We start from the raw sequence: 26,200 nt of genomic DNA, 5'->3' as shown, positions 1-26,200 counted from the left end.
CATGGCAACGATCAAGGATGTAGCGGCGCTTGCGGGTATTTCCTACACGACCGTGTCGCACGTGGTGAACAACACCCGCCCGGTGAGTCAAGAAGTGCGGCGCAAAGTCGAGGCGGCGATCAAGAGCCTCGACTACGTGCCCAGTGCCGTGGCGCGCTCGCTGAAAGCCAAAACCACGGCGACCATCGGCCTGCTGGTGCCTAACAGCCTCAACCCGTACTTCGCTGAATTGGCGCGCGGAATCGAGGATTACTGCGAGCGCAACGGTTACTGCGTGATCCTCTGTAACTCCGACGACAATCCGGACAAGCAGCGCAGTTATCTGCGCGTGTTGCTGGAAAAACGTATCGACGGTTTGATCGTCGCCTCCGCCGGCGGTGACACTGGTCTGGCGCAAGGGCTGGCAGGCGTGAAGACGCCGATGGTTATCGTTGACCGGGGCCTGGAAGGTGTAAATGCCGATCTGGTGCGTATCGATCATGAATACGGCGCTTATCTGGCAACCCGTCACCTGCTCGAGTTGGGGCATCGCGACATCGCCACCATTGGCGGTCCGGCCAGTACCAGCGTGGCGCAAATGCGTCAGGCCGGTTATTGCCGAGCGCTGCGAGAAGCGGGAATCGAGGTGCGCGAGGAGCGTATGCTCGAAAGCGACTTCACCAGCACCGGCGGTTACAACGCCGCAGCCCGGCTGCTCGAGAGCAATCCGCCGAGCGCAATTTTTGCCGGTAACGACATGATTGGCATCGGTGTGCTGCGTGCGGCGGCTGAACGTAATGTCCGGGTGCCGGCCGAGCTGTCGGTAATCGGCTTCGATGACATTCAGATGAGCCGTTATGTCTATCCGGCGCTGACCACGGTCGGCCAGTCGATCCTGCAACTGGGCGAGATGGCCGCCGAAGTGCTGTTGCGCAGAATTGCTGCGCCGGATTCGGGCACCGATCAACGCATCGTGACCCCGAGCATTGTCCTGCGCGAATCGACCGCGCCGCTGTCCGGCGTGTTCACCGAATATCGCTGAAACCGAATTGATGAGTAGTGATGTATGCCAGCAAATGTAGTGGTAATAGGCAGCCTGAACATGGACCTGGTCACCCGGGCGCCACGGCTGCCACGCGGCGGTGAAACGCTGATTGGTCATTCCTTTGCCACGGTGTCTGGCGGCAAGGGCGCCAATCAGGCGGTTGCTGCTGCGCGCTTGGGCGCTAAGGTGGCAATGATCGGTTGCGTCGGAAATGACGACTACGGTGTGCGATTGCGCGATGCCTTGCTCGCCGAGCACATCGACTGCGAGGCTGTCAGTGTCGTAGAGGATTCCAGTGGCGTAGCGCTGATTGTGGTGGATGACGACAGCCAGAACGCCATCGTGATTGTCGCCGGTGCCAACGGCGCGATGACGCCGGCAGTGATCGACCGCTTTGATGCGGTTTTACAGGCCGCCGATGTTGTGATCTGTCAGCTCGAGATTCCCGACGCGACGGTCGGGCATGCGCTCAAGCGCGCGCGTGAACTGGGCAAAACCGTCATCCTCAACCCGGCGCCGGCCAGCCGTCCTTTGCCGGCTGACTGGTTTGCCGCCATCGACTATCTGATTCCCAACGAAAGCGAAGCCGCCGCATTGAGCGGGCTCGCTGTCGACTCGCTGCAGTCGGCAGAAACGGCTGCCACTCAGTTGATTGCCATGGGCGCGGGCAAAGTCATCGTCACGTTAGGGTCGCAAGGCTCATTGTTCGCCAACGGTAACGGCTTCGAACATTTTCCCGCGCCGACCGTGAAGGCGGTCGATACCACGGCGGCGGGCGACACTTTCGTCGGCGGTTTTGCCGCTGCGCTGGCCGATGGCAAGACTGAGGCCGAGGCGATTCGCTACGGGCAGATCGCCGCTGCACTGTCGGTTACCCGCGCCGGTGCGCAACCGTCGATTCCAACCATGTCCGAAGTACAGGCGTTCAAACCCGCATGAAAAAGACTCCTCTGCTTAACGTCGCGCTGTCGCGACTGATCGCTTCTCTTGGCCACGGTGACATGGTCGTGATTGGCGATGCCGGTTTGCCCGTGCCACCGGGTGTCGAGTTGATTGATCTGGCACTGACCCATGGCATCCCTGATTTCGTCAGCACGCTGAAAGTTGTACTCAGCGAGATGCAGGTAGAGAGCCATGTGCTGGCCAAAGAGATCTTCGACAAACAACCCACGGCGCTGGCCGATCTGGACGCGTTGAACGAAGAGGGCGCGCTGGGCCGTAGGGATCTGCTCACCCACGAGCAGTTCAAGGTGCTTAGCCGACAAGCCAGGGCGATCATTCGTACAGGAGAATGTCAGCCGTACTGCAACATCGTTCTGGTCGCCGGGGTTACATTCTGATTTCCGATATCACCTGCACAAGGAATGCGCTATGCAACGCTATGCTGCAAAACTTCATCAACTGGTCCGGAGCCTGCTGCTTTTGTCTGTGATAACTGCGACCGGCGTTCAGGCCGCTGAAAAAATCGATTTGATCATCGACACCGATCCAGGCGCTGACGACGTTGTCGCTTTGCTCTTCGCGCTGGCGTCGCCGGATGAATTGAATATCCGCGCGTTAACGACTGTCGCCGGCAACGTGCGCCTGGACAAGACTTCGCGTAACGCGCGACTCGCTCGCGAATGGGCAGGGCGCGAAGACGTGCCGGTTTACGCTGGCGCACCGAAGCCGCTGATGCGCACGCCGATCTACGCCGAGAACATTCATGGCAAGGAAGGTTTGTCAGGCGTCACGGTTCACGAACCGAAGAAAGGCTTGGCGAAAGGCAATGCGGTCAATTATCTGATCGACACTCTTAAATCGGCCAAACCGCACAGCATCACCATTGCCATGCTCGGTCCGCAGACCAACCTGGCTCTGGCATTGATCCAGGAGCCGGAAATCGTTCAGGGCATCAAGGAAGTGGTGATCATGGGCGGGGCGCATTTCAACGGTGGCAACATCACCCCTGTGGCTGAATTCAACTTGTTCGCCGATCCGCAGGCTGCCGAGGTGGTGCTCAAGAGCGGGGTGAAACTCACTTATCTGCCGCTGGACGTGACCCACAAGATCCTGACCAGCGATGCACGCCTGAAGCAGATCGCCGCGCTGAACAACAATGCGAGCAAGATCGTCGGCGACATTCTCAACGAATACATCAAGGGCGATATGGAGCACTACGGCATTCCCGGTGGCCCGGTGCATGACGCGACGGTTGTGGCGTATCTGCTCAAGCCTGAGTTGTTTACCGGTCGGGCCGTCAACGTCGTGGTGGATAGCCGTGAAGGACCGACATTCGGCCAGACCATTGTCGACTGGTACGACGGCTTGAAAGCGCCGAAGAATGCATTCTGGGTCGAAAATGGCGACGCCCAGGGATTCTTTGATCTGCTGACCGAGCGCCTGAAACGCCTGAAATAAGTCGTCAACCCGCAGGCGGTTGCCTGCGGGTTTTCACTGCGGCTGTTCGGCCTGACCGATCGGATAGCGTTCGAATACCTGATTGATAAAATGCTGCGCCGCTTCTATCCCCAACTCCTTGACCAGTAAATCAATGCCGATCAGCGCCAATTCTTCCGTCGTGCCGGGGCTGTAAGAGCTGTGTCCTTCGGCCCATTTGGCGTTGATGGCGGCGTCGATGCTTACACTGGTCATGGGAGGCTCGAAAGGTCAGGATGTCTGTTTTCGAGTTAACCATTTTGTGCGGCATTTGGCACTGCGACTTAGGCATGAGCGGAGCGCTATGCGACACTTGGTCTTTTCCGGCTTGCAAAGGACCCCGCTGTGCAGATTGATTTGAATACCCCTGACGGCCTCACACTCGAAGCAGTGCGCCAATTGCTTGCCTCGGGCAGTGACGACGTGCACAACCAATTGCGCGTGACCAAAGATGGCATTGCCTATCTGTCTACGGTGACCGGTGGGCAGGATATCGAGGGTCTGCTGTTTCGCCTGGAAACCTGGGCGAAGGGGGCGGGCTATGTGGGTAACGTCGCAGCCAGCGATGAAGTCTGGGTGATGCAGATTTTCAACGCACTCAAAGACAACTGGCCGAATCCGCCCTACGACTACATCGACGTTTATTGAGGTCGTTAATATTCAGTCACGAATGTTTGATGAGCCGGACAGGGCGGCTCAGGCACACTCGGCATTTTTCCGCTCGTGGGGCAGGGCATGGCTTGAGCCTTGAAACCAAACGCCGCATTGGCGGTCGCACGATCTCTGCTTAAACATTTGAAAACAAGGAGGCTTCATGCCTTTGAAGTTCGCGACACTGGGTGCACTTATGGCCGCTGCTCTGTTGGCTGGTTGCAGCACAACCTCCAGCGAGTCGGCAAAGGAGCCCGTGGCGGCTGAATCAGGAAATAGCCGCTGCGAAGCATCGGCAGCGCAATTTGCCATCGGCAAGAAGGCATCCCCTGAGTTGCTGGATCAGGCGCGTGCCAAGGCTGGGGCGCAAAATGCGCGTTTCCTCAAGCCGAACGACATGATCACCCTGGAATACCGCTCCGATCGCCTGAACCTGAACACCGACAACAACCTGGTAGTTACTCGCGTCAACTGCGGCTGAGTCCTTTTGTGTCAGGCATAAAAAACCCCGTCACCAGGACGGGGTTTTTTTAGTGCGCCGAGAAATTACTCTGGGCGAACCTGTGCAGCTTGCATACCCTTTTGGCCTTTCTCAGCCACGAAAGAGACGGTCTGGCCTTCTTTCAGGCTTTTGAAACCGTCGGATTCGATAGCTTTGAAGTGTACGAACAGGTCGTCACCGCCACCTTGAGGAGTGATGAAGCCGAAGCCTTTTTCATCGTTGAACCATTTAACGGTGCCGGTTTGGCGATTAGACATGGTGTATCTCCAAGAAACATATATTTTCAGTAGTGCTGTGCTGCTCAGGCCAACTGGGCACACCCGGGTATCATAGTCGAAATGTTCGCTTTGGTAGCCCCCCGGACGTGCTGTTTGCCAATCAGTCGTGTTTTCTTTACCACCTTGTTGCGCTGAAAGCCCCGGTTTGAAAGGCTTTCAGCGAAACGTAAAGACGATAAAAAAACCTGTAAAACCTGCATAAATCGTCTGAAAAGCCTCATTTCCAGCACTTTTTTCCGCCTTTCAGCCGATGTTAATGACCGGTTTTCTTATTTTTTCGGGGCGGTATTTGCCTTGCATTTGGTGATCTGGCCAAGGGCTTTCTTTTGCAATTCAGGCGTCGCCTTGTTGTCCATCAGCGCCTGAATGTCGCTGGCCGGATAGGACTTGATGGCGTCAGCTCCGCAAGCGCAGTGGGATTTCGCCGCGGCAGCACCGATTTGCTGGGTTGCAGCCTCAGTGCACTGGGCCATGTACTTCTCGCGCTCGCCTTTCGGCCAGTCGGCATGGGCGCTCAGTGGCAGCAGCAGAACGACGGGGGCGACGACGGCGAATAAGCTTTTCAGACGCATGCGAGGATGCTCCTTGTGGGTCAATGTCTTATTATCTGAGGGCGCAAAGGCCGATCAAGTTCAGCACTCTGGCATAAAAACGGACATTTCGCCTTCTGCCAAATCAGGACGTAAGCGACCGCTCATCTGTGCTAGCATGCCGGGCTCAAGCGTTCTCAGGCTTCGGATGACCTTCAGTCCCGAAGCGGTCGGCGTGCGAATTTTTCCGATTTGAATCCCAGTCACTCTGGTTCGGTTTTCCGGTTGGCCGCAAGGCTCCTGCCGCTGTAAGGCAGGCGTTCGTCATTGAATGGCCTGGATCGGATCTTGTACTGGCTCATCCCAACCCACGTGACCTTTGGTAGGGGTCACCACTAGGAGAGGAGGCGCCATGCCAACTATTACTCTTCCCGACGGCAGTCAACGTTCATTCGATCACCCGGTTTCCGTAGCCGAGGTCGCCGCATCCATTGGTGCAGGTCTGGCCAAGGCTACGCTCGCCGGCAAGGTCAATGGCCAACTGGTCGACGCCAGCGACATCATCAGCAGCGACGCGACCCTGCAAATCATTACGCCAAAGGATGAAGAGGGGCTGGAGATCATTCGCCACTCTTGCGCGCACCTGGTTGGCCATGCGGTCAAACAGCTGTACCCGACCGCGAAGATGGTCATCGGCCCGGTCATCGACGAAGGCTTCTATTACGACATCGCCTACGAGCGTCCTTTCACGCCGGAAGACATGGCGGCTATCGAACAGCGCATGCAGCAACTGATCGAGAAAGATTACGACGTCATCAAGAAAGTCACTCCGCGCGCTGAAGTGATCGAAGTGTTCAAGGCTCGTGGCGAAGATTACAAGCTGCGTTTGGTTGAAGACATGCCGAACGAGCAGGCCATGGGTCTGTACTATCACGAAGAATACGTCGACATGTGCCGTGGTCCGCACGTGCCGAACACGCGTTTCCTGAAATCCTTCAAGCTGACCAAGCTGTCGGGCGCCTACTGGCGTGGCGACGCCAAGAACGAGCAATTGCAGCGCGTCTACGGCACCGCCTGGGCTGACAAGAAACAGCTGGCGGCGTACATCCAGCGCATCGAAGAAGCCGAGAAGCGCGATCACCGCAAGATCGGCAAGCGTCTGGGCCTGTTCCACACCCAGGAAGAATCCCCGGGCATGGTGTTCTGGCACCCGAATGGCTGGACTCTGTACCAGGTGCTCGAGCAGTACATGCGCAAGATCCAGCGCGACAACGGCTACCTTGAGATCAAGACTCCTCAAGTCGTCGACCGCAGCCTGTGGGAAAAATCCGGGCACTGGGCCAACTACGCCGACAACATGTTCACCACTCAGTCGGAAAACCGCGACTACGCCATCAAGCCGATGAACTGCCCATGCCACGTGCAGGTGTTCAATCAGGGCCTGAAAAGCTACCGTGAGTTGCCGATGCGTCTGGCCGAGTTCGGTGCTTGCCACCGTAACGAGCCGTCGGGTGCGTTGCACGGCATCATGCGCGTGCGAGCGTTCACTCAGGACGACGCGCACATCTTCTGCACCGAAGAGCAGATGCAGGCCGAGTCCGCTGCGTTCATCAAGCTGACCATGGATGTCTATCGCGATTTCGGCTTTACCGAAGTCGAGATGAAACTGTCCACTCGTCCGGAAAAACGCGTCGGCTCCGATGAGCTGTGGGATCGCGCTGAAGCAGCATTGGCTGCAGCCCTTGATTCTGCTGGCCTGCCGTACGATCTGCAGCCGGGCGAGGGTGCTTTCTACGGGCCAAAGATCGAGTTCTCGCTGAAAGATTGTCTCGGTCGAGTCTGGCAGTGTGGTACCTTGCAGCTCGATTTTAACCTGCCTGTCCGTTTGGGCGCTGAATACGTCTCTGAAGACAACAGCCGCAAACACCCGGTGATGTTGCACCGCGCGATCCTCGGTTCGTTCGAGCGTTTCGTCGGGATTCTGATCGAGCACTACGAAGGTGCTTTCCCTGCGTGGCTCGCGCCGACCCAGGCGGTGATCATGAATATCACTGATAAACAGGCAGATTTTGTTGCAGAGGTTGAAAAAACTCTCAACGAAAGCGGATTTCGTGCCAAGTCCGACTTGAGAAATGAAAAGATCGGCTTTAAAATCCGCGAGCATACTTTGCTCAAGGTTCCCTATCTTTTGGTTATCGGAGATAAGGAAGTCGAGATGCAGACTGTCGCTGTGCGTACTCGTGAAGGTGCTGACCTGGGCTCGATGCCCGTCGCCCAGTTCGCTGAGTTTCTCGCGCAAGCGGTTTCCCGGCGTGGTCGCCCAGATTCGGAGTAATTATTATTAAGCGTGAAATGAGACAAGATAAACGAGCTGCACCGAAAGCCCCGATCAACGAGAATATCTCGGCACGCGAGGTTCGGTTAATTGGCGCTGATGGCGAGCAGATTGGCATCGTCTCGATTGATGAAGCGCTTCGTATCGCTGAAGAAGCAAAGCTTGATCTGGTGGAAATTTCCGCAGATGCAGTCCCGCCTGTTTGCCGGGTGATGGACTACGGCAAATCGATCTTCGAGAAGAAGAAGCAGATTGCCGCGGCGAAGAAAAACCAGAAGCAGATTCAGGTTAAAGAAATCAAGTTTCGTCCAGGGACGGAGGAAGGGGATTACCAGGTAAAACTGCGCAACCTGGTACGTTTCCTGAGTGACGGGGACAGGGCCAAGGTATCCTTGCGATTCCGCGGCCGTGAGATGGCCCACCAGGAGCTGGGGATGGAACTCCTCAAGCGGGTTGAACAAGACCTGCTCGAGTACGGTTCGGTCGAACAGCATCCTAAGATGGAAGGACGCCAGCTGATCATGGTCATCGCCCCGAAAAAGAAGAAGTAATCAACAGGGCACGGCAGGCCTTCTGATTATGTTTATCAACTGAATGCGGAGTATCCGAACATGCCAAAAATGAAAACCAAAAGTGGTGCTGCCAAGCGGTTTCTGAAAACTGCTAACGGCATCAAGCACAAGCACGCTTTCAAGAGCCACATCCTGACTAAAATGTCGACCAAGCGTAAGCGTCAACTGCGCGGTAGCAGCTTGCTGCATCCGTCTGACGTGGCAAAAGTCGAGCGCATGCTGCGCCTTCGTTAATTTAGTCAAGAATAGAGGAAGTAACTCATGGCTCGTGTAAAGCGTGGCGTCATTGCCCGTAAGCGTCACAAAAAAATTCTGAAACTTGCTAAAGGCTACTACGGCGCACGCTCCCGCGTATTCCGTGTTGCCAAGCAAGCGGTAATCAAGGCAGGCCAATACGCCTACCGTGACCGTCGTCAGAAAAAACGTCAGTTCCGCGCTCTGTGGATCGCTCGTATCAACGCTGGTGCTCGTGTTAACGGTCTGTCCTACAGCCGTTTCATCGCTGGCCTGAAAAAAGCGTCCATCGAGATCGACCGTAAGGTTCTGGCTGATCTGGCAGTGAACGAAAAAGCGGCGTTTGCTGCGATTGTCGAGAAAGCTAAAGCCACCTTGGCTTAAGTACCCCCGACAGTCACCCGGCCTCACCTCTGTGGGGCCAGGTGTTAAACGTCATAAATAGGGGAAGAGCCTTCAAGCTCTTCCCCTATTTTGTATCTGGAGTCTGTACATGGAAAACCTGGATGCGCTGGTCTCTCAAGCACTAGAGGCTGTGCAAAGCGCTGAAGATATCAATGCCCTGGAGCAAATCCGGGTTCAATACCTTGGCAAGAAGGGCGAATTGACTCAGGTGATGAAGACCCTGGGGAATCTGCCGGCCGAAGAGCGTCCGCAAGTCGGTGCGCTGATCAACGTTGCCAAGGAACGTGTTACAGGCGTTCTCAATGCGCGCATGGCATTGTTTGAAGAAGCCGAGCTGGCTGCCAAACTGTCTGCCGAATCCATCGACGTGACATTGCCGGGCCGTGGCCAGACCTCTGGCGGTCTGCATCCGGTCACCCGGACTCTGGAGCGCGTCGAGCAGTTCTTCACCCGCATTGGCTACGGCATCGCCGAAGGCCCTGAGGTCGAAGACGACTACCACAACTTTGAAGCGCTCAACATCCCAGGCCATCACCCGGCCCGGTCGATGCATGACACCTTCTATTTCAATGCCAACATGTTGCTGCGCACCCATACCTCGCCGGTACAGGTCCGCACCATGGAATCCAAGCAGCCGCCGATCCGCATCGTCTGTCCGGGCCGCGTCTATCGCAGCGACTCCGATATCACCCATTCGCCGATGTTCCACCAGGTCGAAGGCCTGCTGGTCGATCGCGATATCAATTTTGCCGATCTCAAAGGCACCATCGAAGAATTCCTGCGGGTGTTCTTCGAGAAAGAACTGGCCGTGCGTTTCCGTCCTTCGTACTTCCCGTTCACCGAGCCATCCGCTGAAGTCGATATGGAATGCGTGATGTGCAGCGGCAAAGGCTGCCGCGTCTGCAAGCAGACCGGCTGGCTGGAAGTGATGGGCTGCGGCATGGTTCACCCGAACGTGCTGCGCATGTCTGGCATCGATCCGGAAGAGTTCTCCGGATTTGCCTTCGGCATGGGTGTCGAGCGTCTGGCCATGCTCCGTTACGGCGTGAACGACTTGCGTCTGTTCTTCGACAACGACTTGCGGTTCCTTGCGCAATTTCGCTAGTCGTAACGAATTCTTAGGAGAGCAGGATGAAATTCAGTGAACAATGGCTGCGTGGCTGGGTCAGCCCGCAGGTAGATCGCGACGAGCTGGTTGCCCGTCTGTCGATGGCCGGTCTTGAGGTCGATAGCGTTACTCCGGCCGCCGGCGTATTCAGTGGTGTGGTGGTGGGTGAGGTGCTGAGCACCGAGCAGCATCCGGACGCCGACAAGTTGCGCGTATGCCAGGTCAGCAATGGCGCGGAAACCTTCCAGGTCGTGTGCGGAGCGCCAAACGTGCGCCCGGGCCTGAAGATTCCGTTCGCCATGATTGGCGCAGAGCTGCCGGGCGACTTCAAGATCAAGAAGGCCAAGCTGCGTGGCGTCGAGTCCAACGGCATGCTGTGCTCGCAGGCAGAGCTGCAGGTCGGTGAGGGCAACGACGGTCTGATGGAGCTGCCGGCCGATGCGCCGGTGGGCGAAGATTTCCGTGTGTATCTGGATCTGGAAGACGCCAGCATCGAGGTCGACCTGACCCCGAACCGTGGCGACTGCCTGTCCCTGGCCGGTCTGGCTCGTGAAGTCGGCGCGCTGTACGCCGTGCCGGTAACCCGTCCTGTGGTGGCTGCGGTTGCAGCGGTACACGACGAAGTCCGCTCGGTCGAGGTGCTGGCCCCGGCGGCCTGCCCACGTTACCTGGGTCGGGTCATCCGTAACGTCGACCTGTCCAAGCCAACCCCGCTGTGGATGGTTGAGCGTCTGCGTCGCGCCGACGTGCGCAGCATCGACGCTGCCGTCGATATCACCAACTACGTCATGCTCGAGCTCGGCCAACCGCTGCACGCTTTCGATCTCGCCGAAATCAATGGCGGTATTCGTGTGCGCATGGCTGAAGAGGGCGAAAAGCTGGTTCTGCTTGATGGTCAGGAAGTCAGCCTGCGTAGCGATACGCTGGTCATCGCTGACCACACTCGTGCACTGGCGATCGCCGGCGTCATGGGTGGCGAGCACAGCGGTGTTTCCGCGACCACCCGTGATGTGTTCCTCGAATCTGCGTTCTTTGATCAGATTGCGGTTGCCGGCAAGGCACGTTCTTACGGCTTGCATACCGACGCTTCGCATCGCTACGAGCGTGGCGTTGACTGGCAACTCGCTCGTGAAGCCATGGAGCGCGCCACTGGCCTGCTGCTGGAAATCACTGGCGGCGAAGCTGGTCCGATCATCGAGACCGTCAGCGAACAACATCTGCCATCGATTGCACCGATCACTCTGCGCGCTCAGCGCATCACTCAGATGCTCGGCATGGAGATGGATTCGGCACAGGTCGAGCGCCTGCTCAGTGCCTTGGGCCTGAACATTGCCGCTGACGGCGAAGGTCAATGGCGCGTTGAAGTGCCAAGCCACCGCTTCGATATCAGCCTGGAAGTCGACCTGATCGAAGAGCTGGCGCGTCTTTACGGTTACAACCGTTTGCCGGTTCGCTACCCGCAAGCGCGTCTGGCGCCGCAAGCCAAGGCCGAAGCGCGTAGTGATCTGCCTGAGCTGCGTCGTCTGCTGGTTGCTCGTGGTTATCAAGAAGCGATCACTTACAGCTTCATCGATCCGCGTCAGTTCGAACTGTTCAGTCCTGGTGTCGAGCCGCTGTTGCTGGCCAATCCGATCTCCAACGATATGGCCGCCATGCGCTCGTCGTTGTGGCCAGGTCTGGTCAAGGCGTTGCAGCACAACCTCAACCGTCAGCAGGATCGCGTGCGTCTGTTCGAGAGCGGTCTGCGCTTCGTTGGTCAGCTTGAAGGCTTGAAGCAAGAACCGATGCTGTCCGGGGTTGTGTGCGGGAGTCGCTTGCCGGAAGGCTGGGCGCAGGGGCGGGATACTGTCGACTTCTTCGACGTAAAGGCTGACGTGGAGGCTGTACTGGGTTTTGCCGGTGCCCTGGATTCGTTCACCTTTGCTCCGGGCAAACACCCAGCGCTGCATCCGGGTCAAACCGCGCGCATCGAGCGTGAAGGTCGCGAGGTAGGCTATATCGGTGCAATTCACCCTGAGCTGTCGAAGGCGCTGGGGCTGGATCGTCCGGTGTTCGTCTTTGAGCTGGTTCTGGCGGAAGTGGCGCTCGGTAAAATGCCGAAATTCCACGAGTTGTCGCGCTTTCCTGAAGTGCGTCGTGACCTTGCACTGATCGCGCACAAAGACGTCGCGGCCTCGGCTGTACTGGACGTAATCCGTGAAAATGCAGGCGAATGGCTCACAGAGCTCAGGCTGTTTGACGTGTATCAGGGTAAAGGTATTGATCCTGATAGAAAAAGCCTTGCAGTCGGCTTGACCTGGCAGCATCCATCGCGCACTCTTAATGACGATGAGGTGAATTCGACGACGCAAAATATCCTCACCTCGCTCGAACAAAGGTTGAACGCCACGTTAAGGAAGTGACGTATGGGGGCTTTGACGAAAGCTGAGATGGCGGAACGTCTGTATGAAGAGCTGGGCCTGAACAAGCGGGAAGCCAAGGAATTGGTCGAACTGTTTTTCGAAGAAATCAGGCACGCTCTTGAAGACAACGAGCAGGTCAAATTGTCCGGTTTCGGCAATTTCGACCTTCGGGACAAACGCCAGCGGCCTGGCCGCAACCCGAAAACGGGAGAAGAAATCCCGATCACGGCTCGCCGTGTGGTCACCTTTCGTCCAGGGCAGAAGTTGAAGGCCCGAGTTGAGGCTTATGCTGGAACCAAGTCATAACGACGAACTACCCGTTATCCCGGGCAAACGCTACTTCACCATTGGTGAGGTCAGCGAGCTGTGTGCCGTAAAGCCACACGTGCTGCGCTACTGGGAGCAGGAGTTTCCTCAGCTCAACCCCGTCAAACGCCGCGGGAACCGCCGGTATTATCAGCGCCAGGACGTGCTGATGATCCGGCAGATCCGCGCGCTCCTTTACGATCAGGGTTTCACCATCGGCGGCGCACGTCTGCGCCTGTCCGGCGACGAAGCCAAAGATGACACCACGCAGTACAAACAGATGATTCGGCAGATGATTGCCGAATTGGAAGATGTGCTGGTGGTACTCAAGAAATAAAAAGCTGCGTTTGAATACTTCCAGTTTTCAAAAGCTTGCGATATATTCTTGAGCGTTCTTCGAGGTGAAGAACGGGATGCAACATCAGTCGGGGCGTAGCGCAGTCCGGTAGCGCACTAGCATGGGGTGCTAGGGGTCGAGTGTTCGAATCACTCCGTCCCGACCATATAATTCAAGGGGTTGCGAGATTTTATCTCGCGACCCTTTTTTATGTTTGGTCGTTTTTACCCCCACAAAACCACCGGCTCTGGGTGGAATCCTCACGGCTTCCGCGTGGGCGGACGCAGGCTTTGGCGCTCACGCGTGGTCTCTTTACCAATGTTGTTTGGTCTTTCTCTTCGGTCCTGACGTTTTTGAGTGTTTAAGACTATTTTCCTGCTTATTGAGAACTACATACGGGTCAACCATCAGCTTGTTTATCTCAGGTCGCTCGGGTCATCCTGCGTACCCGGTAGTTAGGCTTGGGCGGCACTGGGATCGTATAGCCGTCGGGGACTAGACTGCGTATGTCATAGCCCATCATGAATAATCCAGCTTCAAAGGCGTGGCAGCGGTCTACCAGCTGAGGCTGCTTGGCGAATAGTTCGGACCCTTCTAGTACCGCGCGGATGATCCAACCTAATTGGAGCTGGCGCCGTGCCCAAAGGTGGTGACTGGTGGTGGAGAGTTGCGGTGTACCGTTGTAGCCAAGCATTAAGTGTTTTGGGTTTCGAATCTGGTCGCCGATCCCTGGCCCCCAGGCGAAGTCCACTACCTGCGGCGCAGTGGTGCCGGTGCCTTGGCGTTACAGGCAGTAGAGCAGCGCGATGGCGGCACCGACCCGGCCGTCATAGATTGGAGAGCCAGTGGTGTCGAGCAGGGCATGGATCTTAGTCATGCCCGAGTCGAATCTTAGGATGTTCTGCTTGGTGAGGTGGTTGAGCTGCTGCTTGCGGTCCAGCGCGAGAAGCGCCTGGCACTGCTTTAGGTAATTCATCAAGTTCTTGTCGTGCATTTGATTCTTGAGGAATCCGACGGCGCCATCGACTTTTCCCCACGCTAGGATCGCTTCGCAGGCTCCATGCGTGGCGAACTCATCGCGGGCGCGAACCGCCAAACGCAAGCGAATGCGCAGCCGGCGCAGCTCCGCCTTGACCCTCTCCCAATTCCCGCCCCACTGGTATTCGCCGCTTCGATACGTTGAACCTTGCAGTCGATCGCGTTGCGCACGAGCCTACTGCGCGCGACCTTCAGATGTACTGGAAGAGTGGGAAGGTTTTCGATTAGCCACTCGATGAGGCCGAGCATGTCCGGTTGCTCGAGAAACTGCTTGCGATTCATTCCATGGTGCCTGGTCGCGCCGTGATGCGGATGATGCTCTAAGGTGGCGCACGACGGGGTAGACTCGGGGATTGATCGTGCTGCGGTCTCGTGTCACCGGAAAAACCATGTTCTGAGTTCAGTGGACATGACCTGCCAAGAAGGGGGTAAGTGACAAGAGTTGGGCAGGGCGCTTGCTCAGGTTTTTTATTAGCCTGATGAAGCTTTTGTGGAACAGCATTAGTAAAACCGCGACAGCAGGAAAAGCCATCGCGGTTGTTCTGCGTTTTAGCGGTTAGCGTTGGCCAAGCCAGCCTCGATGAAGCGAACGGAACTTTCCATAGCCTGCTGACCTTCTGGCAGCATGGTGGCGTAGAAGTGCCAGGCGTGGAACATCGCAGGCCATACTTCCAGGTTCACGCGAACCCGGTTATCAGCCAGGTGAGTTGCAAGGCGCATTGCATCACTCAACATCAGCTCGTTCTCGCCGATCTGCACCAAGATTGGTGGAAGACCGGTGACGTCCGCGAACACAGGTGAGGCCAGAGGATGATTGGCCAATGTGTCGCCTAGGAATGCTCTGGCGAGGATGTCCAAGACAGGCTTGGAGTTCAGAGGATCCAGACCTTCACGGTTGCTCATGGAAGCACCGGTGTGTTCAAGGTTCGCCCATGGTGAGATGGAGGAGCCAACCGCAGGCAATGGAAGCCCTTTCGATTTAGCCGCGACCATGACGCTGACGACCATTGCGCCGCCAGCCGACTCGCCAGAGAACGCAATTTTGTTAGCCGGGATTTTCTGCTCAAGCAACCATTCGTAAGCGCGCAATGTGTCGTCAATTGATGCTGGGAACTTGTGCTCAGGAGCGAGGCGGTAGTCCGGCATGTACACACGAGCACCGAGCATTTTCGCGTAGTTGCCGCCGATACCGTGGTAGCCGTCTGGACGTCCTACAATGTAGGCGCCGCCGTGGATGTACATCACGACCGCGTCGGTTTTGATCTCGTCCGGAGTAACCAGTGTGCCTGGTACGCCACCCATGTCGACTGCTTCGAATTTAACGCCAGCTGGCGCTGGATTTTGCGCGAGCATTTTTGCGTAAGAGTCGCGGATGTCGGTCATTTTTGTGGTGGTATCGATTCCCTTAAGAACGGGTACCAGATCGCTAAGGCTATTGGCCCAGGTTTGGACGGCTGCTTGGACTTTAGTGTTCATAATGACCTCAATTGATCGTTGGGAGTGGATTAGCTAATTGAGATACTATGCTTAGTATTGGGGAATAGGGTTCCCCATAACAGGTGCTAAGCCGCCCGAACGTTGAGACCACCGAGGCCCTATGGAACTCCATAACCTGAATGATATTGCCGCGTTTGTGAGCTCGGTAAACGCTGGAAGCTTCACTGCGGCGGCAAAACAGCTTGGCCTTACGCGCTCTGCAGTGGGGAAGTCGATAGTCAGGCTCGAGGCTCGTTTACAGGTACGTTTACTGAATCGCACTACGCGCAGTTTAAGCATGACGGATGACGGCCAGGTTCTGTATGAGCGCTGTGTGGGCGTTCTTCAGGATCTGGACGACGTGGAGGATGCCCTTGCGTTTCGTCGTTCGACACCCAGTGGGCGACTGCGGATGAGTCTGCCGGTTGCGCTGGGCAGACTTCATGTCCTTCAGCACATTGAGTGCTGCCTTAAGGATTGGCCCTCCCTGAGCGTGGATATCACCTTTTCTGACAGGCTGGTCGATCTGATCGATGAGGGATTTGATTTGGCCATGCGCATCGGGCCACCGAAGGAAGATTCTCGGTTGTTAACGCGCACTGTGGCCTACCAACAAATGATTACCTGCGCTTCCCCCAAATATTTGGCTGAGCATGCCGAGCCTAAAACGCCGGAGGATTTATCCGAGCACCAGTGCCTGCATTTCGTGAGCGGTGGGAGATTGCTTCCTTGGAATTTTCGCGTGAATGGTAGCTCTGTGTCCGTTACTCATGGTGGAAGGCTACAGATGGACAGTGCTGAGTCATTACACCAGTCAGCTGTAGCTGGCCTGGGCATCGCGACTCTTCCTTCCTACGTGGTGAACGACGATTTGAGGAGCGGCAAGCTTGTTCAATTGCTCGCTGGGTATGCAGAGGCCGCAGAGCCTATTCGGGTGATCTACCCTAGCAAGCGGCACCTCTCTCCAAAAATTCGACTCTTCATCGATAAGCTCGTGGAGGCTTGGTCACCATGCCCACCATGGGATCAGCATTCTGCGGAAGGCATTCATTCTGCCTGACCCGTGAGTGAAGCCCGCACGACTAGTCGATACCCAACATATGCATCGCGTATTCATTTCACTTGAGCACCGACTTCCAGGCGTGGGCACTGCGCCCGTATTCCGTGCATCTGCCAAAGGAGCTGGTGCCTCATAGGCTTAGTGCGCCGGTGTTTTCCACATCCTCAATATGATTGGCGCAGATGCTCATGACTGCGTTTCGTCGGAACTACTGGCGCTCCTTGCTGGGGAAGTGACCATGCAGATCGCTTGACAGCGGTCAAATATCCGAATAAAAATGAAGCGCTTCATAAATATCTCTTTCGAGAATAAATACAAAAATAGAGTCGTGAAAAAACCACAGATTTTGTTGGCTTAGGTCCGCAGGCTGTGAGAATGAAACGATTCATATTTGCCGTTTTCCTAGGCAAGTCTGGAGATCATAATGATCACTGCATCATTAGCCTTCGCTCGGTCAACGACGCAGGCTGCCCTCGCCACTCTCTTACCTAAAGTCACAGACCGCTCCGGCACGGGGGCACTGGCTTCGCCACGCAAATCTCCTAAAACCACCCGCCTACATGAGTCCAAAATTTTCGGTCAGCCAGTGCGGCATCGGACGCGTTTGAGCATCACCGCCTCTTGTTTCTGTTTTTTCAGCGCGGGGAATTTGGCATGACGAATCTTCGACATTCAGGACGCACAGTTCTCATTACCGGGGCAGGAGGGGGCATCGGTGCCTCAATTGCCCGGCTGTACTGCGAGGAGGGCGCGCGGGTTGCCTTGGTAGATTTCGACGAACAGTCAGTTTCCGAGCTTTCCCGGCAACTCAGTGCTGCCGGACATTTGGTGGCTTGGGCTAAAGCTGACGTATCAGATTTCGCTCAATGCAGTCGAGCCTGTCTTGAGCTTAGTGAGCAGCTCGGCCCGATCGACACCTTGATCAACAATGCAGGCGTGTCACCCAAACATCAGGGCGCACCCGCACCGATTTGGGAAATGGATCCTCTGGAATGGGAAAGGGTCGTCGGCATCAACCTCACTGGCTCGTTCAACCTGGTTAGGGCAATCGCGCCGGGAATGGTTGAGCGCGGCTTTGGAAGAATCCTGAACATGTCTTCCGTCGCCGGTAGCGCCTATTTGCCTATTGTCGCGGCGCATTACAGCGCTACTAAAGCCGCGATTATCGGTTTTACCCGTCACCTGGCAGGCGAGCTCGGGCCCTATGGCATTACTGCAAACGCACTGGCTCCGGGACGAATCGAAACGCCGCTTCTAAAAACCGTTTCTGCGCAAGCGAACCAGGCAGTCGTTGATGAGACTCCGTTGGGCCGTCTTGGAACGCCACTTGAGGTAGCTAAAGCAGCATGCTTTTTGACTTCAAACGACAGCGACTTCATCACGGGCCAAATTGTGGATGTGGCGGGTGGCTGGTTGATGCGCTGATCCATCCGGGCTCGTATTCAACGTAACGATTTATCTCACAGTTTTTCAGCAGCGGGTGGTGGCATGGTTCGAACAATGGGTTTTCCTGGCCGATACGAGCAAGGGCCAGGCGCGCTAAAGCAGCTTGGCAGAATCCTTTCCGATATGGGGCAATCGCGCCCATTGGTCTTGTGCGACGAGTTCGTCTCGAGGCATCTGTGGCCTGAGGTAGGGAATGCATTGTCAGAGCATGGCTTCGAGGCGAACAGTATCGTTTTTCCTGGTGAATGCACTAAAGCTGCAATTGCGTCTCTCTGTGAGCGATCAGCAGATTACAGGCCAGACACCATCATCGCTTTGGGCGGGGGTAAGACAATTGACACGGCTAAAGGGATGGCTGCTCAGCTTAATGTCCCCATTGTCGTATGCCCGACCATTGCTTCCAGCGACGCCCCAACCAGCCGTTTGATTGTGCTTTACGACGAAGCGCACAAGGTCGTTGGTGTCGAGTACCTGAACATGAACCCCTCTGCAGTAGTCGTGGACACCGAAGTGATTGTCCGTGCGCCTGTAAGGTTTTTCGCCGCAGGCATCGGCGACGCCATCAGTAAAAAGTTTGAGGCGCAACAATGTCAGTCTGCCGGAGGCAATAACTCATTTGGTACTCCAGCGTTGAACACGGCATTGCTGCTAACAGAGGCTGTGTTTAAGACGCTTATGACCTACGGGTACAGCGCTTACCAAGCAGTAGGCCGGCACGAGGTTAATGATGATGTCGAGCGGGTTGTTGAAGGAACCGTCCTTATCAGTGGCGTTGGGTTTGAGAGTGGCGGCTTGTCGTTAGCCCATGCGCTTGTGCGAGGTCTTACGTCAATTCCTGCGATTACTTCCATGCTGCATGGTGAGCTTGTCGCATTCGGGACGCTGGTGCAGATGTCCGTCGAAGAGCGCCCAGACTCAGAGATCCTAGAGGTCGCTCAGCTTCTGAATGATGTGAATCTTCCCGTCACCCTCGACGGCCTTGGCCAGACGTCTCCGTTTACCTCTGAGGAATTGGACATTGTCGTCCAGGCAACACTGGGTGCGGTGTACGCGAAAAATATGGCGCCAGCCCTTACGGCTGAACGACTCATCCGAGGACTCGCTCGTGCCGACGAGCTGGGACAACGATTTGAACGTTTCAACTAACCGCTAAATGCAGCACAGCTAATCCAAGAATAAAAGAGGCTCAGAAAATGACAGACAAGACCGTTCCGCATATTCATGACTTGCTCAAAGACTCCCCTAAGAACTGGGGTAAGTGGGGCCCGGATGATGAGGTAGGCTCACTCAACTACCTTACAGGTATCGAAGTTCTCCAAGGGGTCAAAGAGGTCAAGCAAGGCAAGACATTTACTTTGCAGGTGCGGATGGCAGATCCTGCTGGTGACCCGGTCTGGCCTGGTCGCTCCCAGTCAAAACGCATGAATATCATGGATCGTGGTCACTACAACTGTGGCAAAGGCCCACATTTTCCGGGCTCTTACGAGTTCGCCGACGACGTGATGTTTTTCATCTTCAAGGGTCAACTCAGTACGACGCCCTTGGGCATGTCTGGTACGACGATCAGATTTGGAATGGCTACAGTGCCGATACCACTATCGGTTCCCTGGCCAAGGCGAGCGTTGCTCCATTGGGTGAAAAAGGCATCGTTGGCCGAGGCATTCTGATCGACATAGCGCGCCACCGTGGTAAAGACGTGCTGGATGCAGGTGAAACGTTCAACCATGAGGATTTAATGGCTGCGGCCCGGGCTCAAGGTGTCTCTATCAACAAGCGCGACATTCTCATCATCCGCACTGGATGGATCGGCTCGTTTTATAAACGCGACCCGGAAGAGTTCTACAAAGACTTTATCGAGCCAGGCCTGACCTACAGCCCTGAGCTGGTGAAGTGGTTTCAGGAGATGGAAATTCCGAACATCGTCACCGACACCATTGCTAACGAAGTCACCGTCGATCCCGTGTCAGGGGTTGCGTTGCCGTTGCACAACGCACTCATGAGGAATTTGGGCATTACTCTCACTGAGATCGCTCAGCTTGATCCTCTCGCTGAGGACTGCGCTGAGGACGGTCAGTGGACGTTTCTCTATACCGCAGCCCCTCTAAAGGTCGTTGGGGGAACCGGAGCTCCTGTGAATCCGATCGTCATTAAATAAGTGTTTTTGCCTGGGGGCAGCAGAAACGCTGCTCTCAGGTTTTTCCCTCCAATTAACGGCTCCCGAACGGCAGGCTGTTGGCTTATCATCCTCTGCGCAAATCGAGGGCGTTCTTCTGATCGTCCTGTCTCCGCGCTACGATCGAGGATGCTGAATCTCCAATGAAAAAAATCGAGAAACCGAAGCTCAAGGATGTGGCTGAATTGGCGGGCGTCTCGATGGGGAGTGCTTCAAGAGCATTGGCTGTCCCGCACTTAGTGAAACCTGCCACGCTGGCCAAAGTACAAGCAGCTGTTCAAGAGCTCGGGTACGTGCGAGACGGGGCCGCGCGTGCTTTGGCATCCAGGCGCACGCACAGCATCGGAGCCGTTTTTCCTACTTTTAACAACCCTGCGTTCGCTGAAGCTGTCCAGGCCCTCCAGTTAAGGCTAACGGAGCTTGGATATCACTTAATCATTTCTTCCCATGAATACGACCAGGCGCAGGAACTGGTAAACGTAAGGAACATGATTGAGCGGGGCGTTGAAGGCCTACTGTTAGTGGGTACTGAACATAGTCCTGAAATTTATGAAGCACTAACTGCCGCCCAATGCCCATTCATTCTCATGTGGTCGCTAGATGGTGCTCACGACCATCACTGCGTGGGATTCAGCAATGAGGAGGGTGGTCGATTGATAGCCAAGCATCTGCTTAGCCTTGGTCATCAAAGTATCGCCATGATCAGTGGAGTTGTTTCTAACAACGAACGGGCAAAATACCGTCTGAAAGGAATCACCGCTCAGCTACTCGAGTCAGGGATAGAGCTTTCAAGTGAACGGATTATTGAGCAGCCATTCACGATTGAGGGAGGGCGCGCCGGGCTGCGGATTGCTATGGAGCTTAACCCCAAGCCTACGGCCATTGTCTGCAGCACTGACCTCACCTGTATCGGAGCGTTGGCGGAAGCGCGCTCCAATGGGATCGACGTCCCCAAAGAACTATCAGTCAGCGGGTTCGATGATATCGAGTTCGCGGCTGCCTACGTGCCAGCTCTGACGACCGTCAGGGTGCCGACTTCGAAAATTGGTATCAGCAGCGCCAACAACATCGTTGCGCTGATCGAGGGGCGCCCACTTGCACGCCGCGAGCGCATACAAATCGAACTCGTCGTCCGAGATAGTACGGCGCCACGGCCCTAGAGCGGTTCCAGGAAGGGACTAAACTCTTGGTGCTTCATTGGCATTGAACCAGCCTGGGCGGTACTCGCTCCAGGTCAGTTGCCAGAAGCCCTCATGCTTGCGACGAAGCCGCATTCGGTAATGCGCGCCATAGAGAGGCGTGCCATCTTGCGTGTGTGAGTTTCCAGGAATGACTCTGCCGACAATCATTTCCGCTACACCCTTTTCCTCGTCGGACTTGATCTCCAGCACGTCCGCGAAATGCTGCATCCACGGCCAGGGCCTGCGGAACTCTTTGAAGGAGCCGATGATCGCGTGGCGCCCTTCAATAAGGCCCATCGGTTGGAAATCACCAGCGGCGTCGTTGGCAAAGCAATGGGCAAGTAGCTGCATGTCAGCCTGATCCAGCGCCCATGAGTAACGAGCGTAGGTTTCAGCAATACACTCCTCGCCGGGTACCGAAGGCGTTGAGTTAGGGAAAGCAAGCCATGGCGAATTCAGCTCGCTAACGATGGTGGGGGCTGGATCGCCAATCCTCCATCCATCGTCACCTGGTGGAAGCTGCCAGTGAATTGCAAGCGAGTAGTCCCCGGTTACCCAATTCAAGGCAATCAGCACGCTGTCGAGGCGCCAGGTGCCTGCTGTCTTTTTCAGAGAGCCTGTGACAGTCATACCAAATCCGAGCGTGGCCGACTTTGTGGCTTTGCTGATATGGCCATAGGCGTAGAAACTGAAATTGGCGTCGGTTTCTCCACCACCCACATAGTGATTGGTTGCCTTCACTGAAAAGCCATCAGCCTTGACACGGTCTTGCTGGAAAGCTCTGACAATCTTGCGTCCACCCTCATGAGCGGACATGTGGCTTGTCACCAACTGGCAATTGTCAGTGAATATATCCCCGGCAGATTCCCAATTACCGCTCTCCCAGGCTTCCAGAAAGGTGGCTATAACGCCCTTAATTTCGGTGCGATCATTTGAGCCGGTCACTGGGTCACCTGCGAGGCAGGTTGGCCTATGGGAAAGTGTGGCAGGACATACTCAGCCATCTCCTCCAGGACATCAGCGGCTGGTCGCTGCAGAGGTTTGATATTCAGTGCGACGTGTGAAACACCTTCATCCTGTTGCCGTTTCCAGAGCTCCACGAGAGCATTACGCCCGATCCTTATTCCGTTGTAGCCGCGTTCCAGCGGTGTACTCGGATCCTTCGCCAGATCGAAAAATGTCGCGTAGCCGTATGGTTTTGCATTGCCGGTCTGGCTGGCAGAACGGAACTCGCGGATGAGGCCCGGCAAACGATTGAAGTCGCTCAGATGCCAAATCCAGGCATCGGCATTATTCGCTATCCACTCAAGCGTCTGACGGGCCCGGCCCACGACAATCATGGGGAGTCGAGGGCCAACTGGCTTGGGTACCATGTCTAGCAAGCCTTCCAGCTGGCCGAAAAGTTTGGTTGAGACGCTTGGGAAGCTGTTTTCAGTGACTGTCTTAATCAGCTCGAAGCCTTCCCGGTATCGTTCTTCTCTCGCTTCGAAATCAATCCCGAATGCTGGATATTCAATCGGGCGATCTCCGCTGGATAGCCCTAGCAAGAAACGACCGCCGGTTAGCTGGTCGACCGAAACGGACTGCTTAGCGACGATCAGTGGTTCACGTAACGGAAGAACGATGCCCGTTGTGCCCAAGGCAATGTTTTTGGTAACAGCAGCCAGATATCCCAGATATACAAACGGGTCGATCATTTGACCAGTATCACCAAAGCTCGGGTCATAGAAGGGCACATCTCTCATCCACAGACTTGCGAATCCAGCCTCGTCCGCGATGCGAGCAAGGCGTTGATGATCCTGCAGCGTGGGAAACGGTGAATTCGGATAGCCCTCCAAGGGCATGATGTATCCGAAGGTGAGGCCTTCGGGCTGGAACACTCGCGAATAGGCCGGATGAGCTGCAAGCTCGGGACTGAGCTCAAGGGAAGGGCTGAGAGAAGTCATTGCTAAACCTCATTATTTCAAGCCGATTACTACTGGGTAAGCGGCTTTCAGATGAACAGGTCTGCATGGTAGTGAAGGTATTGGGGAAAATGTGTCCCCTCTGATGGGGCGCGATCCACTGGTGGCCGCTATCCACTCAATGAAAAATCTGCTGGGTCAATCGCTTGAACTCGTCCGCAGTAGGCGTCTTAGATGAGTCGCGGCCTTCAACGGGATGAGTCTTACGCGCTGTGACGAGTGGTCACAGATGGTGTGAATTTCTGAGTATTCTCCTGTGCGAGAGCATCACCTACTCTCACTCAGCGATTGAAATCCTGGCTCGCTCGCCAGTCACACGTTGAGAGAAATTATAATGAATACGCCCGTTAAACCTGATGAACTTGCCATTCCTTATGCTTTGCCGCAGGTGCCTTTCATGTCTCCAGACATGGTGCATCCAGGCGTTATGACCACTTGGCTCGAAGACGATAATCTCTGGGTGCCTGTCACCAAGTCAGTATCTTTCAAACCACTGCTGCTGAGCGTTAGCGGTGGGTACTACATCAACTTGCTCCGAGTGCGGCAGAGCGGGGTTTTGTCTCGTCACCGCCACTCAGGTGCAGTACATGCGATCGTGTTGAAGGGGCGTTGGTACTACCTCGAACACGATTGGGTTGCTGATGAAGGCTCCTTTGCATTCGAGCCGCCAGGGGAGACGCACACTCTGTTCGTGCCTGAAGATGTCGAAGAAATGATTACTTGGTTCCACGTTCAGGGTGGCTACACTTACGTCGACCCACAGGGTATCGCGGTTGGCTATGAAGACGTTTTCACCAAACTGGAAGCTGCCCGTAGTCATTACAAAAATTTGGGCTTGCCGGACGATTATATCGAGCAGTTCATTCGCTGATTTTGGTTCAAAAAAGAACGCGCTACGGCGCGTTTTTTTGTGTAGAAAAACAGGTAGATTCAGTCGCGTAAGGAGCGTACCGAAATGGATCAATACTCCCAAATGCTAGCCTTCATCTGGTCAACAGAGTGCGGAAGTTTTTCTGCTGCCGCCAGGGCGCATGAGATGACTCCGTCGGCCATCAGTAAATTGATAGCACGGCTAGAGGATCGGCTTCGGGTTCGACTTTTCCAGAGGGGTTCCCGAGTCCTCACTCTGACGGAGGAGGGGGCTGCTTATCTGCGCAGTGCGAAAGCTGTGGTTGAGGCGATGAGTGAAGCTGACTCTCTGGCAGAAGGGCTTCCTTCAAGGGTCAGTGGCACGCTTCGCATACACACGATGACCTCTTTTGCGAAGCAGCAGATCGTGCCTTGGTTGCCGGAATTCCTCGACACTTATCCCGGTCTTGATGTCGAGATTCAGTTAGGCGCTCAGTTCGTTGACCAGTTCGAGCAGGGATTGGACATAGCCATCCATAGCGGGATTCTTCCGAGCTCTTCCAGAATCGCAAAGAAGATAGGCGAATGTGAATGGTTGCTATGTGCTTCACCTGACTACCTGGAAAAGTATGGAACACCGCAGCAGCCACAAGACCTGATGAATCATCGATGCTTTAACTTCAGTTTTGCCAGCCCTTGGAACAAATGGGCCTTTATCCAAGATGGCCTAGGTGTGACGACCCCTGTGAAGCCTCGAGGATCCTTTACCCAGGGTGAGCTGCTGAGAGATATGGCCAAATCAGGTGCGGGTATAGTCCGCCTTGCGGATTTCCATATTGGAAAAGACATTCAGGACGGATCGCTGGTGCTCCTGCTTGACGAGTACAAAGCGGAGATCTTAGAGCCTATTTACCTGCTCTACTCGGATAGAAAACATCTAAGTCCCCGCATCCGAGTTTTCATCGAGTTTTTCCAAAAAAATGGATAGCACATCCATGGAAGGTCGTGAGATGGCTACCCGAAGCGAATTGATAGGTAAGCGTCCGGCGAACTCACCTTCCGAACTCAAATTTTAAGGGCGATGGTGTCCGCGTATTTTTAAGCGGACGCGATCACCCTCATCGCCAAGATTTCCATGCGCCAACGAAGCTCTTATCCGAAACCATTCAAAGCCCAAGTCGTTCAGGAATGCCTGCAACCTGGCGCAATCGTATCAAGTGTCGCCATCAACCACGGCATCAATGCCAACGTCGTCCGCAAATGGATGCCGCTCTATCGAGACCAGCCCTCCAGCGACTTCACTACCGGCATTCGTACCGCTAAAAGCGGTGCTGAACCAGGGCGTGATTCACGCTGACGAAACGCCGGTTCAAATACTTACGCCAGGCGAGAAGAAAAACCGCCGGGCCTACGTCTGGGCTTACAGCACGACGCCGTTTTCGGCACTGAAAGCAGTTGTGTATGACTTCAGCCGCAGTCGTGCCGGGGAACATGCGCGTAGCTGCTGCCGCATCAGTGGGGGCCGGCCTGACTTACGCAAGGCGAGGTGGGCGGACGCTTACGCGATAAGAAGACTGTAGTGAGTTCGTTAAGGAAATCGTGCTCCAGCAGCTATGGGGCGGGAGGGACTCACGGCCCATTGTTGGCGCTAGGTCAACGCCGCTCGGATTTCTGACGTCGTTCAATGAAGAAGTCGAGATCTTCACTGACGCCCCTAATTACGACTGGGAGCTTATTTTGCGACTTGGTTTATGAGGACGGACGCTAGCCCAGGATCGTTCGTAATTTTCCTACCGATGCAACGACGCTCCAGCCAACCCGCGAAGGTGCGGAGTTGCCACACCACGCTTTGCTCGATGCCAGGATTATCGCTGGCATGTTTGCAGCTGTGAGCTGAGTGATCCAGCAGTG

General features: G+C 55.6%; 28 protein-coding genes, 1 tRNA gene and 3 pseudogenes. 25 read left to right on the top strand and 7 right to left on the bottom strand.

The features are described from left to right. The first annotated feature begins 1 nt into the window (after position 1). Genes ACZZ0K_RS14040 through ACZZ0K_RS14025 form a run of 4 tightly spaced genes read left to right on the top strand, consistent with a single transcriptional unit; the run spans position 2 to position 3,424 of the window. Positions 2-1,021 (top strand): LacI family DNA-binding transcriptional regulator, encoded by a 1,020-nt coding sequence (locus tag ACZZ0K_RS14040; protein WP_041478551.1) that lies wholly within the window; start codon positions 2-4, stop codon positions 1,019-1,021. Between the two features lie 24 nt (positions 1,022-1,045). Further along, positions 1,046-1,963 (top strand): ribokinase, encoded by a 918-nt coding sequence (gene rbsK, locus ACZZ0K_RS14035; RefSeq protein WP_258707893.1) that lies wholly within the window; start codon positions 1,046-1,048, stop codon positions 1,961-1,963. Beyond that, on the top strand, positions 1,960-2,364 hold the full coding sequence (rbsD, locus tag ACZZ0K_RS14030; RefSeq protein ID WP_041478553.1) for a D-ribose pyranase: 405 nt from the start codon (positions 1,960-1,962) through the stop codon (positions 2,362-2,364). The genes rbsK and rbsD overlap by 4 nt, the downstream gene beginning before the upstream one ends. A 31-nt stretch (positions 2,365-2,395) precedes the next feature. After that, on the top strand, positions 2,396-3,424 hold the full coding sequence (locus tag ACZZ0K_RS14025) for a nucleoside hydrolase (protein ID WP_056784434.1): 1,029 nt from the start codon (positions 2,396-2,398) through the stop codon (positions 3,422-3,424). A 33-nt stretch (positions 3,425-3,457) separates the two neighbouring features. Here ACZZ0K_RS14025 and ACZZ0K_RS14020 read toward each other — a convergent pair whose 3' ends face one another. Continuing rightward, positions 3,458-3,658: a hypothetical protein gene (locus tag ACZZ0K_RS14020; protein ID WP_016774045.1), complete on the bottom strand. Its 201-nt coding sequence runs from the start codon at positions 3,656-3,658 to the stop codon at positions 3,458-3,460. Positions 3,659-3,787: 129 nt separating this feature from the next. On the opposite strand from ACZZ0K_RS14020, the gene ACZZ0K_RS14015 reads away from it, so the two are divergent. Together ACZZ0K_RS14015 and ACZZ0K_RS14010 are read left to right on the top strand one after the other, a co-directional pair. Next, the gene (locus ACZZ0K_RS14015; protein WP_252885707.1) at positions 3,788-4,090 is read left to right on the top strand and encodes a hypothetical protein; all 303 of its coding nucleotides are present in this window, start codon (positions 3,788-3,790) and stop codon (positions 4,088-4,090) included. Between the two features lie 166 nt (positions 4,091-4,256). Then, the gene (locus ACZZ0K_RS14010; protein ID WP_016774047.1) at positions 4,257-4,574 is read left to right on the top strand and encodes an I78 family peptidase inhibitor; all 318 of its coding nucleotides are present in this window, start codon (positions 4,257-4,259) and stop codon (positions 4,572-4,574) included. Positions 4,575-4,639: 65 nt separating this feature from the next. Here the strand turns inward: ACZZ0K_RS14010 and ACZZ0K_RS14005 are convergent, their stop codons facing one another. Together ACZZ0K_RS14005 and ACZZ0K_RS14000 are read right to left on the bottom strand one after the other, a co-directional pair. Then, positions 4,640-4,852 (bottom strand): cold-shock protein, encoded by a 213-nt coding sequence (locus ACZZ0K_RS14005; protein WP_003179963.1) that lies wholly within the window; start codon positions 4,850-4,852, stop codon positions 4,640-4,642. 290 nt (positions 4,853-5,142) lie between these two features. After that, the gene (locus ACZZ0K_RS14000; RefSeq protein WP_150635742.1) at positions 5,143-5,445 is read right to left on the bottom strand and encodes a hypothetical protein; all 303 of its coding nucleotides are present in this window, start codon (positions 5,443-5,445) and stop codon (positions 5,143-5,145) included. A 370-nt stretch (positions 5,446-5,815) separates the two neighbouring features. Here ACZZ0K_RS14000 and thrS point away from each other — a divergent pair, with 370 nt between their 5' ends. From thrS to ACZZ0K_RS13955, 9 genes are all read left to right on the top strand, one after another. After that, on the top strand, positions 5,816-7,738 hold the full coding sequence (thrS, locus tag ACZZ0K_RS13995; protein WP_024012407.1) for a threonine--tRNA ligase: 1,923 nt from the start codon (positions 5,816-5,818) through the stop codon (positions 7,736-7,738). After that, positions 7,738-8,289, top strand: a complete 552-nt coding sequence (gene infC, locus ACZZ0K_RS13990) for a translation initiation factor IF-3 (RefSeq protein ID WP_169432615.1) — start codon at positions 7,738-7,740, stop codon at positions 8,287-8,289. The genes thrS and infC overlap by 1 nt, the downstream gene beginning before the upstream one ends. A 60-nt stretch (positions 8,290-8,349) precedes the next feature. Continuing rightward, entirely contained in the window at positions 8,350-8,544 is a 195-nt protein-coding gene (gene rpmI / locus ACZZ0K_RS13985) for a 50S ribosomal protein L35 (protein WP_002553160.1), read from the top strand. Between the two features lie 27 nt (positions 8,545-8,571). After that, positions 8,572-8,928: a 50S ribosomal protein L20 gene (gene rplT / locus ACZZ0K_RS13980; protein WP_002553161.1), complete on the top strand. Its 357-nt coding sequence runs from the start codon at positions 8,572-8,574 to the stop codon at positions 8,926-8,928. A gap of 109 nt (positions 8,929-9,037) precedes the next feature. Next, positions 9,038-10,054: a phenylalanine--tRNA ligase subunit alpha gene (gene pheS, locus ACZZ0K_RS13975; RefSeq protein ID WP_003226365.1), complete on the top strand. Its 1,017-nt coding sequence runs from the start codon at positions 9,038-9,040 to the stop codon at positions 10,052-10,054. A 26-nt stretch (positions 10,055-10,080) separates the two neighbouring features. Then, positions 10,081-12,459 (top strand): phenylalanine--tRNA ligase subunit beta, encoded by a 2,379-nt coding sequence (pheT, locus tag ACZZ0K_RS13970; RefSeq protein WP_258707894.1) that lies wholly within the window; start codon positions 10,081-10,083, stop codon positions 12,457-12,459. Between the two features lie 3 nt (positions 12,460-12,462). Beyond that, positions 12,463-12,765 carry an integration host factor subunit alpha gene (gene ihfA / locus ACZZ0K_RS13965; RefSeq protein ID WP_002553164.1) on the top strand — a complete coding sequence of 101 codons (303 nt, stop codon included), beginning with the start codon at positions 12,463-12,465 and terminating at the stop codon, positions 12,763-12,765. Next, positions 12,746-13,102, top strand: coding sequence for a MerR family transcriptional regulator (locus tag ACZZ0K_RS13960; protein ID WP_003179985.1), 357 nt, complete (start codon positions 12,746-12,748; stop codon positions 13,100-13,102). The genes ihfA and ACZZ0K_RS13960 overlap by 20 nt, the downstream gene beginning before the upstream one ends. An 89-nt stretch (positions 13,103-13,191) precedes the next feature. Then, positions 13,192-13,268 (top strand) — tRNA-Pro (locus tag ACZZ0K_RS13955). 618 nt (positions 13,269-13,886) lie between these two features. Here the strand turns inward: ACZZ0K_RS13955 and ACZZ0K_RS13950 are convergent. Further along, positions 13,887-14,204: a hypothetical protein gene (locus tag ACZZ0K_RS13950; RefSeq protein WP_191622360.1), complete on the bottom strand. Its 318-nt coding sequence runs from the start codon at positions 14,202-14,204 to the stop codon at positions 13,887-13,889. A gap of 485 nt (positions 14,205-14,689) precedes the next feature. Beyond that, positions 14,690-15,616, bottom strand: coding sequence for an alpha/beta hydrolase (locus tag ACZZ0K_RS13945; protein WP_038364666.1), 927 nt, complete (start codon positions 15,614-15,616; stop codon positions 14,690-14,692). 121 nt (positions 15,617-15,737) lie between these two features. Here ACZZ0K_RS13945 and ACZZ0K_RS13940 point away from each other — a divergent pair, with 121 nt between their 5' ends. The 5 genes and pseudogenes from ACZZ0K_RS13940 to ACZZ0K_RS13920 all read left to right on the top strand — a co-directional run bounded on the left by ACZZ0K_RS13940 (position 15,738) and on the right by ACZZ0K_RS13920 (position 21,455). After that, the gene (locus ACZZ0K_RS13940; RefSeq protein ID WP_122597435.1) at positions 15,738-16,676 is read left to right on the top strand and encodes a LysR family transcriptional regulator; all 939 of its coding nucleotides are present in this window, start codon (positions 15,738-15,740) and stop codon (positions 16,674-16,676) included. A 654-nt stretch (positions 16,677-17,330) separates the two neighbouring features. Next, positions 17,331-18,101, top strand: a complete 771-nt coding sequence (locus ACZZ0K_RS13935; RefSeq protein WP_258707895.1) for an SDR family oxidoreductase — start codon at positions 17,331-17,333, stop codon at positions 18,099-18,101. 63 nt (positions 18,102-18,164) lie between these two features. Further along, the gene (locus ACZZ0K_RS13930; protein WP_463559152.1) at positions 18,165-19,268 is read left to right on the top strand and encodes a glycerol dehydrogenase; all 1,104 of its coding nucleotides are present in this window, start codon (positions 18,165-18,167) and stop codon (positions 19,266-19,268) included. A gap of 47 nt (positions 19,269-19,315) precedes the next feature. Beyond that, positions 19,316-20,277 (top strand): annotated as a pseudogene (locus tag ACZZ0K_RS13925) (cyclase family protein). A gap of 161 nt (positions 20,278-20,438) precedes the next feature. Beyond that, entirely contained in the window at positions 20,439-21,455 is a 1,017-nt protein-coding gene (locus ACZZ0K_RS13920; protein ID WP_007913182.1) for a LacI family DNA-binding transcriptional regulator, read from the top strand. A gap of 18 nt (positions 21,456-21,473) precedes the next feature. Here ACZZ0K_RS13920 and ACZZ0K_RS13915 read toward each other — a convergent pair whose 3' ends face one another. Beyond that, a complete protein-coding gene (locus ACZZ0K_RS13915; protein ID WP_150741508.1) occupies positions 21,474-22,421 on the bottom strand; it encodes a nuclear transport factor 2 family protein in 948 nt (315 codons plus the stop codon). Further along, complete coding sequence (locus ACZZ0K_RS13910) at positions 22,418-23,422, bottom strand: LLM class oxidoreductase (protein ID WP_038364680.1); 1,005 nt, start codon at positions 23,420-23,422, stop codon at positions 22,418-22,420. The genes ACZZ0K_RS13915 and ACZZ0K_RS13910 overlap by 4 nt, the downstream gene beginning before the upstream one ends. A gap of 352 nt (positions 23,423-23,774) precedes the next feature. On the opposite strand from ACZZ0K_RS13910, the gene ACZZ0K_RS13905 reads away from it, so the two are divergent. The 5 genes and pseudogenes from ACZZ0K_RS13905 to ACZZ0K_RS13885 form a co-directional block, all read left to right on the top strand. Next, a complete protein-coding gene (locus tag ACZZ0K_RS13905) occupies positions 23,775-24,311 on the top strand; it encodes a 2,4'-dihydroxyacetophenone dioxygenase family protein (RefSeq protein WP_038364682.1) in 537 nt (178 codons plus the stop codon). A gap of 84 nt (positions 24,312-24,395) precedes the next feature. Beyond that, entirely contained in the window at positions 24,396-25,277 is an 882-nt protein-coding gene (locus ACZZ0K_RS13900; RefSeq protein WP_463559151.1) for a LysR family transcriptional regulator, read from the top strand. A gap of 147 nt (positions 25,278-25,424) precedes the next feature. Beyond that, a complete protein-coding gene (locus ACZZ0K_RS13895; protein WP_080750778.1) occupies positions 25,425-25,646 on the top strand; it encodes a transposase in 222 nt (73 codons plus the stop codon). Further along, positions 25,612-25,791, top strand: a pseudogene (locus ACZZ0K_RS13890) (IS66 family transposase); the annotation flags it as partial. The gene ACZZ0K_RS13895 and the pseudogene ACZZ0K_RS13890, both read left to right, overlap by 35 nt. A gap of 67 nt (positions 25,792-25,858) precedes the next feature. Next, positions 25,859-26,186, top strand: a pseudogene (locus ACZZ0K_RS13885) (hypothetical protein); the annotation flags it as partial. Positions 26,187-26,200: the final 14 nt, after the last annotated feature.

This window comes from Pseudomonas sp. AC255 (assembly GCF_979258175.1).
The sequence above is the reverse complement of the archived record's forward strand: the minus strand, read 5'-3'. Positions and strand labels throughout refer to the sequence as shown.

Bases quoted from the DNA above. Each gene is read 5' to 3' on its own strand.
- rplT (WP_002553161.1), top strand. From the start codon at position 8,572: ATGGCTCGTGTAAAGCGTGGCGTCATTGCCCGTAAGCGTCACAAAAAA.
- ACZZ0K_RS13960 (WP_003179985.1), top strand. From the start codon at position 12,746: ATGCTGGAACCAAGTCATAACGACGAACTACCCGTTATCCCGGGCAAA.
- ACZZ0K_RS13900 (WP_463559151.1), top strand. From the start codon at position 24,396: ATGGATCAATACTCCCAAATGCTAGCCTTCATCTGGTCAACAGAGTGC.
- ACZZ0K_RS14005 (WP_003179963.1), bottom strand. From the start codon at position 4,852: ATGTCTAATCGCCAAACCGGCACCGTTAAATGGTTCAACGATGAAAAA.
- ACZZ0K_RS13910 (WP_038364680.1), bottom strand. From the start codon at position 23,422: ATGACTTCTCTCAGCCCTTCCCTTGAGCTCAGTCCCGAGCTTGCAGCT.
- ACZZ0K_RS13905 (WP_038364682.1), top strand. From the start codon at position 23,775: ATGAATACGCCCGTTAAACCTGATGAACTTGCCATTCCTTATGCTTTG.
- ACZZ0K_RS13945 (WP_038364666.1), bottom strand. From the start codon at position 15,616: ATGAACACTAAAGTCCAAGCAGCCGTCCAAACCTGGGCCAATAGCCTT.
- pheT (WP_258707894.1), top strand. From the start codon at position 10,081: ATGAAATTCAGTGAACAATGGCTGCGTGGCTGGGTCAGCCCGCAGGTA.
- ACZZ0K_RS14040 (WP_041478551.1), top strand. From the start codon at position 2: ATGGCAACGATCAAGGATGTAGCGGCGCTTGCGGGTATTTCCTACACG.
- thrS (WP_024012407.1), top strand. From the start codon at position 5,816: ATGCCAACTATTACTCTTCCCGACGGCAGTCAACGTTCATTCGATCAC.
- ACZZ0K_RS13895 (WP_080750778.1), top strand. From the start codon at position 25,425: ATGCGCCAACGAAGCTCTTATCCGAAACCATTCAAAGCCCAAGTCGTT.
- ACZZ0K_RS13920 (WP_007913182.1), top strand. From the start codon at position 20,439: ATGAAAAAAATCGAGAAACCGAAGCTCAAGGATGTGGCTGAATTGGCG.
- ACZZ0K_RS14020 (WP_016774045.1), bottom strand. From the start codon at position 3,658: ATGACCAGTGTAAGCATCGACGCCGCCATCAACGCCAAATGGGCCGAA.
- ACZZ0K_RS14000 (WP_150635742.1), bottom strand. From the start codon at position 5,445: ATGCGTCTGAAAAGCTTATTCGCCGTCGTCGCCCCCGTCGTTCTGCTG.
- ACZZ0K_RS14010 (WP_016774047.1), top strand. From the start codon at position 4,257: ATGCCTTTGAAGTTCGCGACACTGGGTGCACTTATGGCCGCTGCTCTG.
- rpmI (WP_002553160.1), top strand. From the start codon at position 8,350: ATGCCAAAAATGAAAACCAAAAGTGGTGCTGCCAAGCGGTTTCTGAAA.
- ACZZ0K_RS14025 (WP_056784434.1), top strand. From the start codon at position 2,396: ATGCAACGCTATGCTGCAAAACTTCATCAACTGGTCCGGAGCCTGCTG.
- ACZZ0K_RS13940 (WP_122597435.1), top strand. From the start codon at position 15,738: ATGGAACTCCATAACCTGAATGATATTGCCGCGTTTGTGAGCTCGGTA.
- rbsD (WP_041478553.1), top strand. From the start codon at position 1,960: ATGAAAAAGACTCCTCTGCTTAACGTCGCGCTGTCGCGACTGATCGCT.
- ihfA (WP_002553164.1), top strand. From the start codon at position 12,463: ATGGGGGCTTTGACGAAAGCTGAGATGGCGGAACGTCTGTATGAAGAG.
- ACZZ0K_RS13935 (WP_258707895.1), top strand. From the start codon at position 17,331: ATGACGAATCTTCGACATTCAGGACGCACAGTTCTCATTACCGGGGCA.
- ACZZ0K_RS13930 (WP_463559152.1), top strand. From the start codon at position 18,165: ATGGTTCGAACAATGGGTTTTCCTGGCCGATACGAGCAAGGGCCAGGC.
- rbsK (WP_258707893.1), top strand. From the start codon at position 1,046: ATGCCAGCAAATGTAGTGGTAATAGGCAGCCTGAACATGGACCTGGTC.
- pheS (WP_003226365.1), top strand. From the start codon at position 9,038: ATGGAAAACCTGGATGCGCTGGTCTCTCAAGCACTAGAGGCTGTGCAA.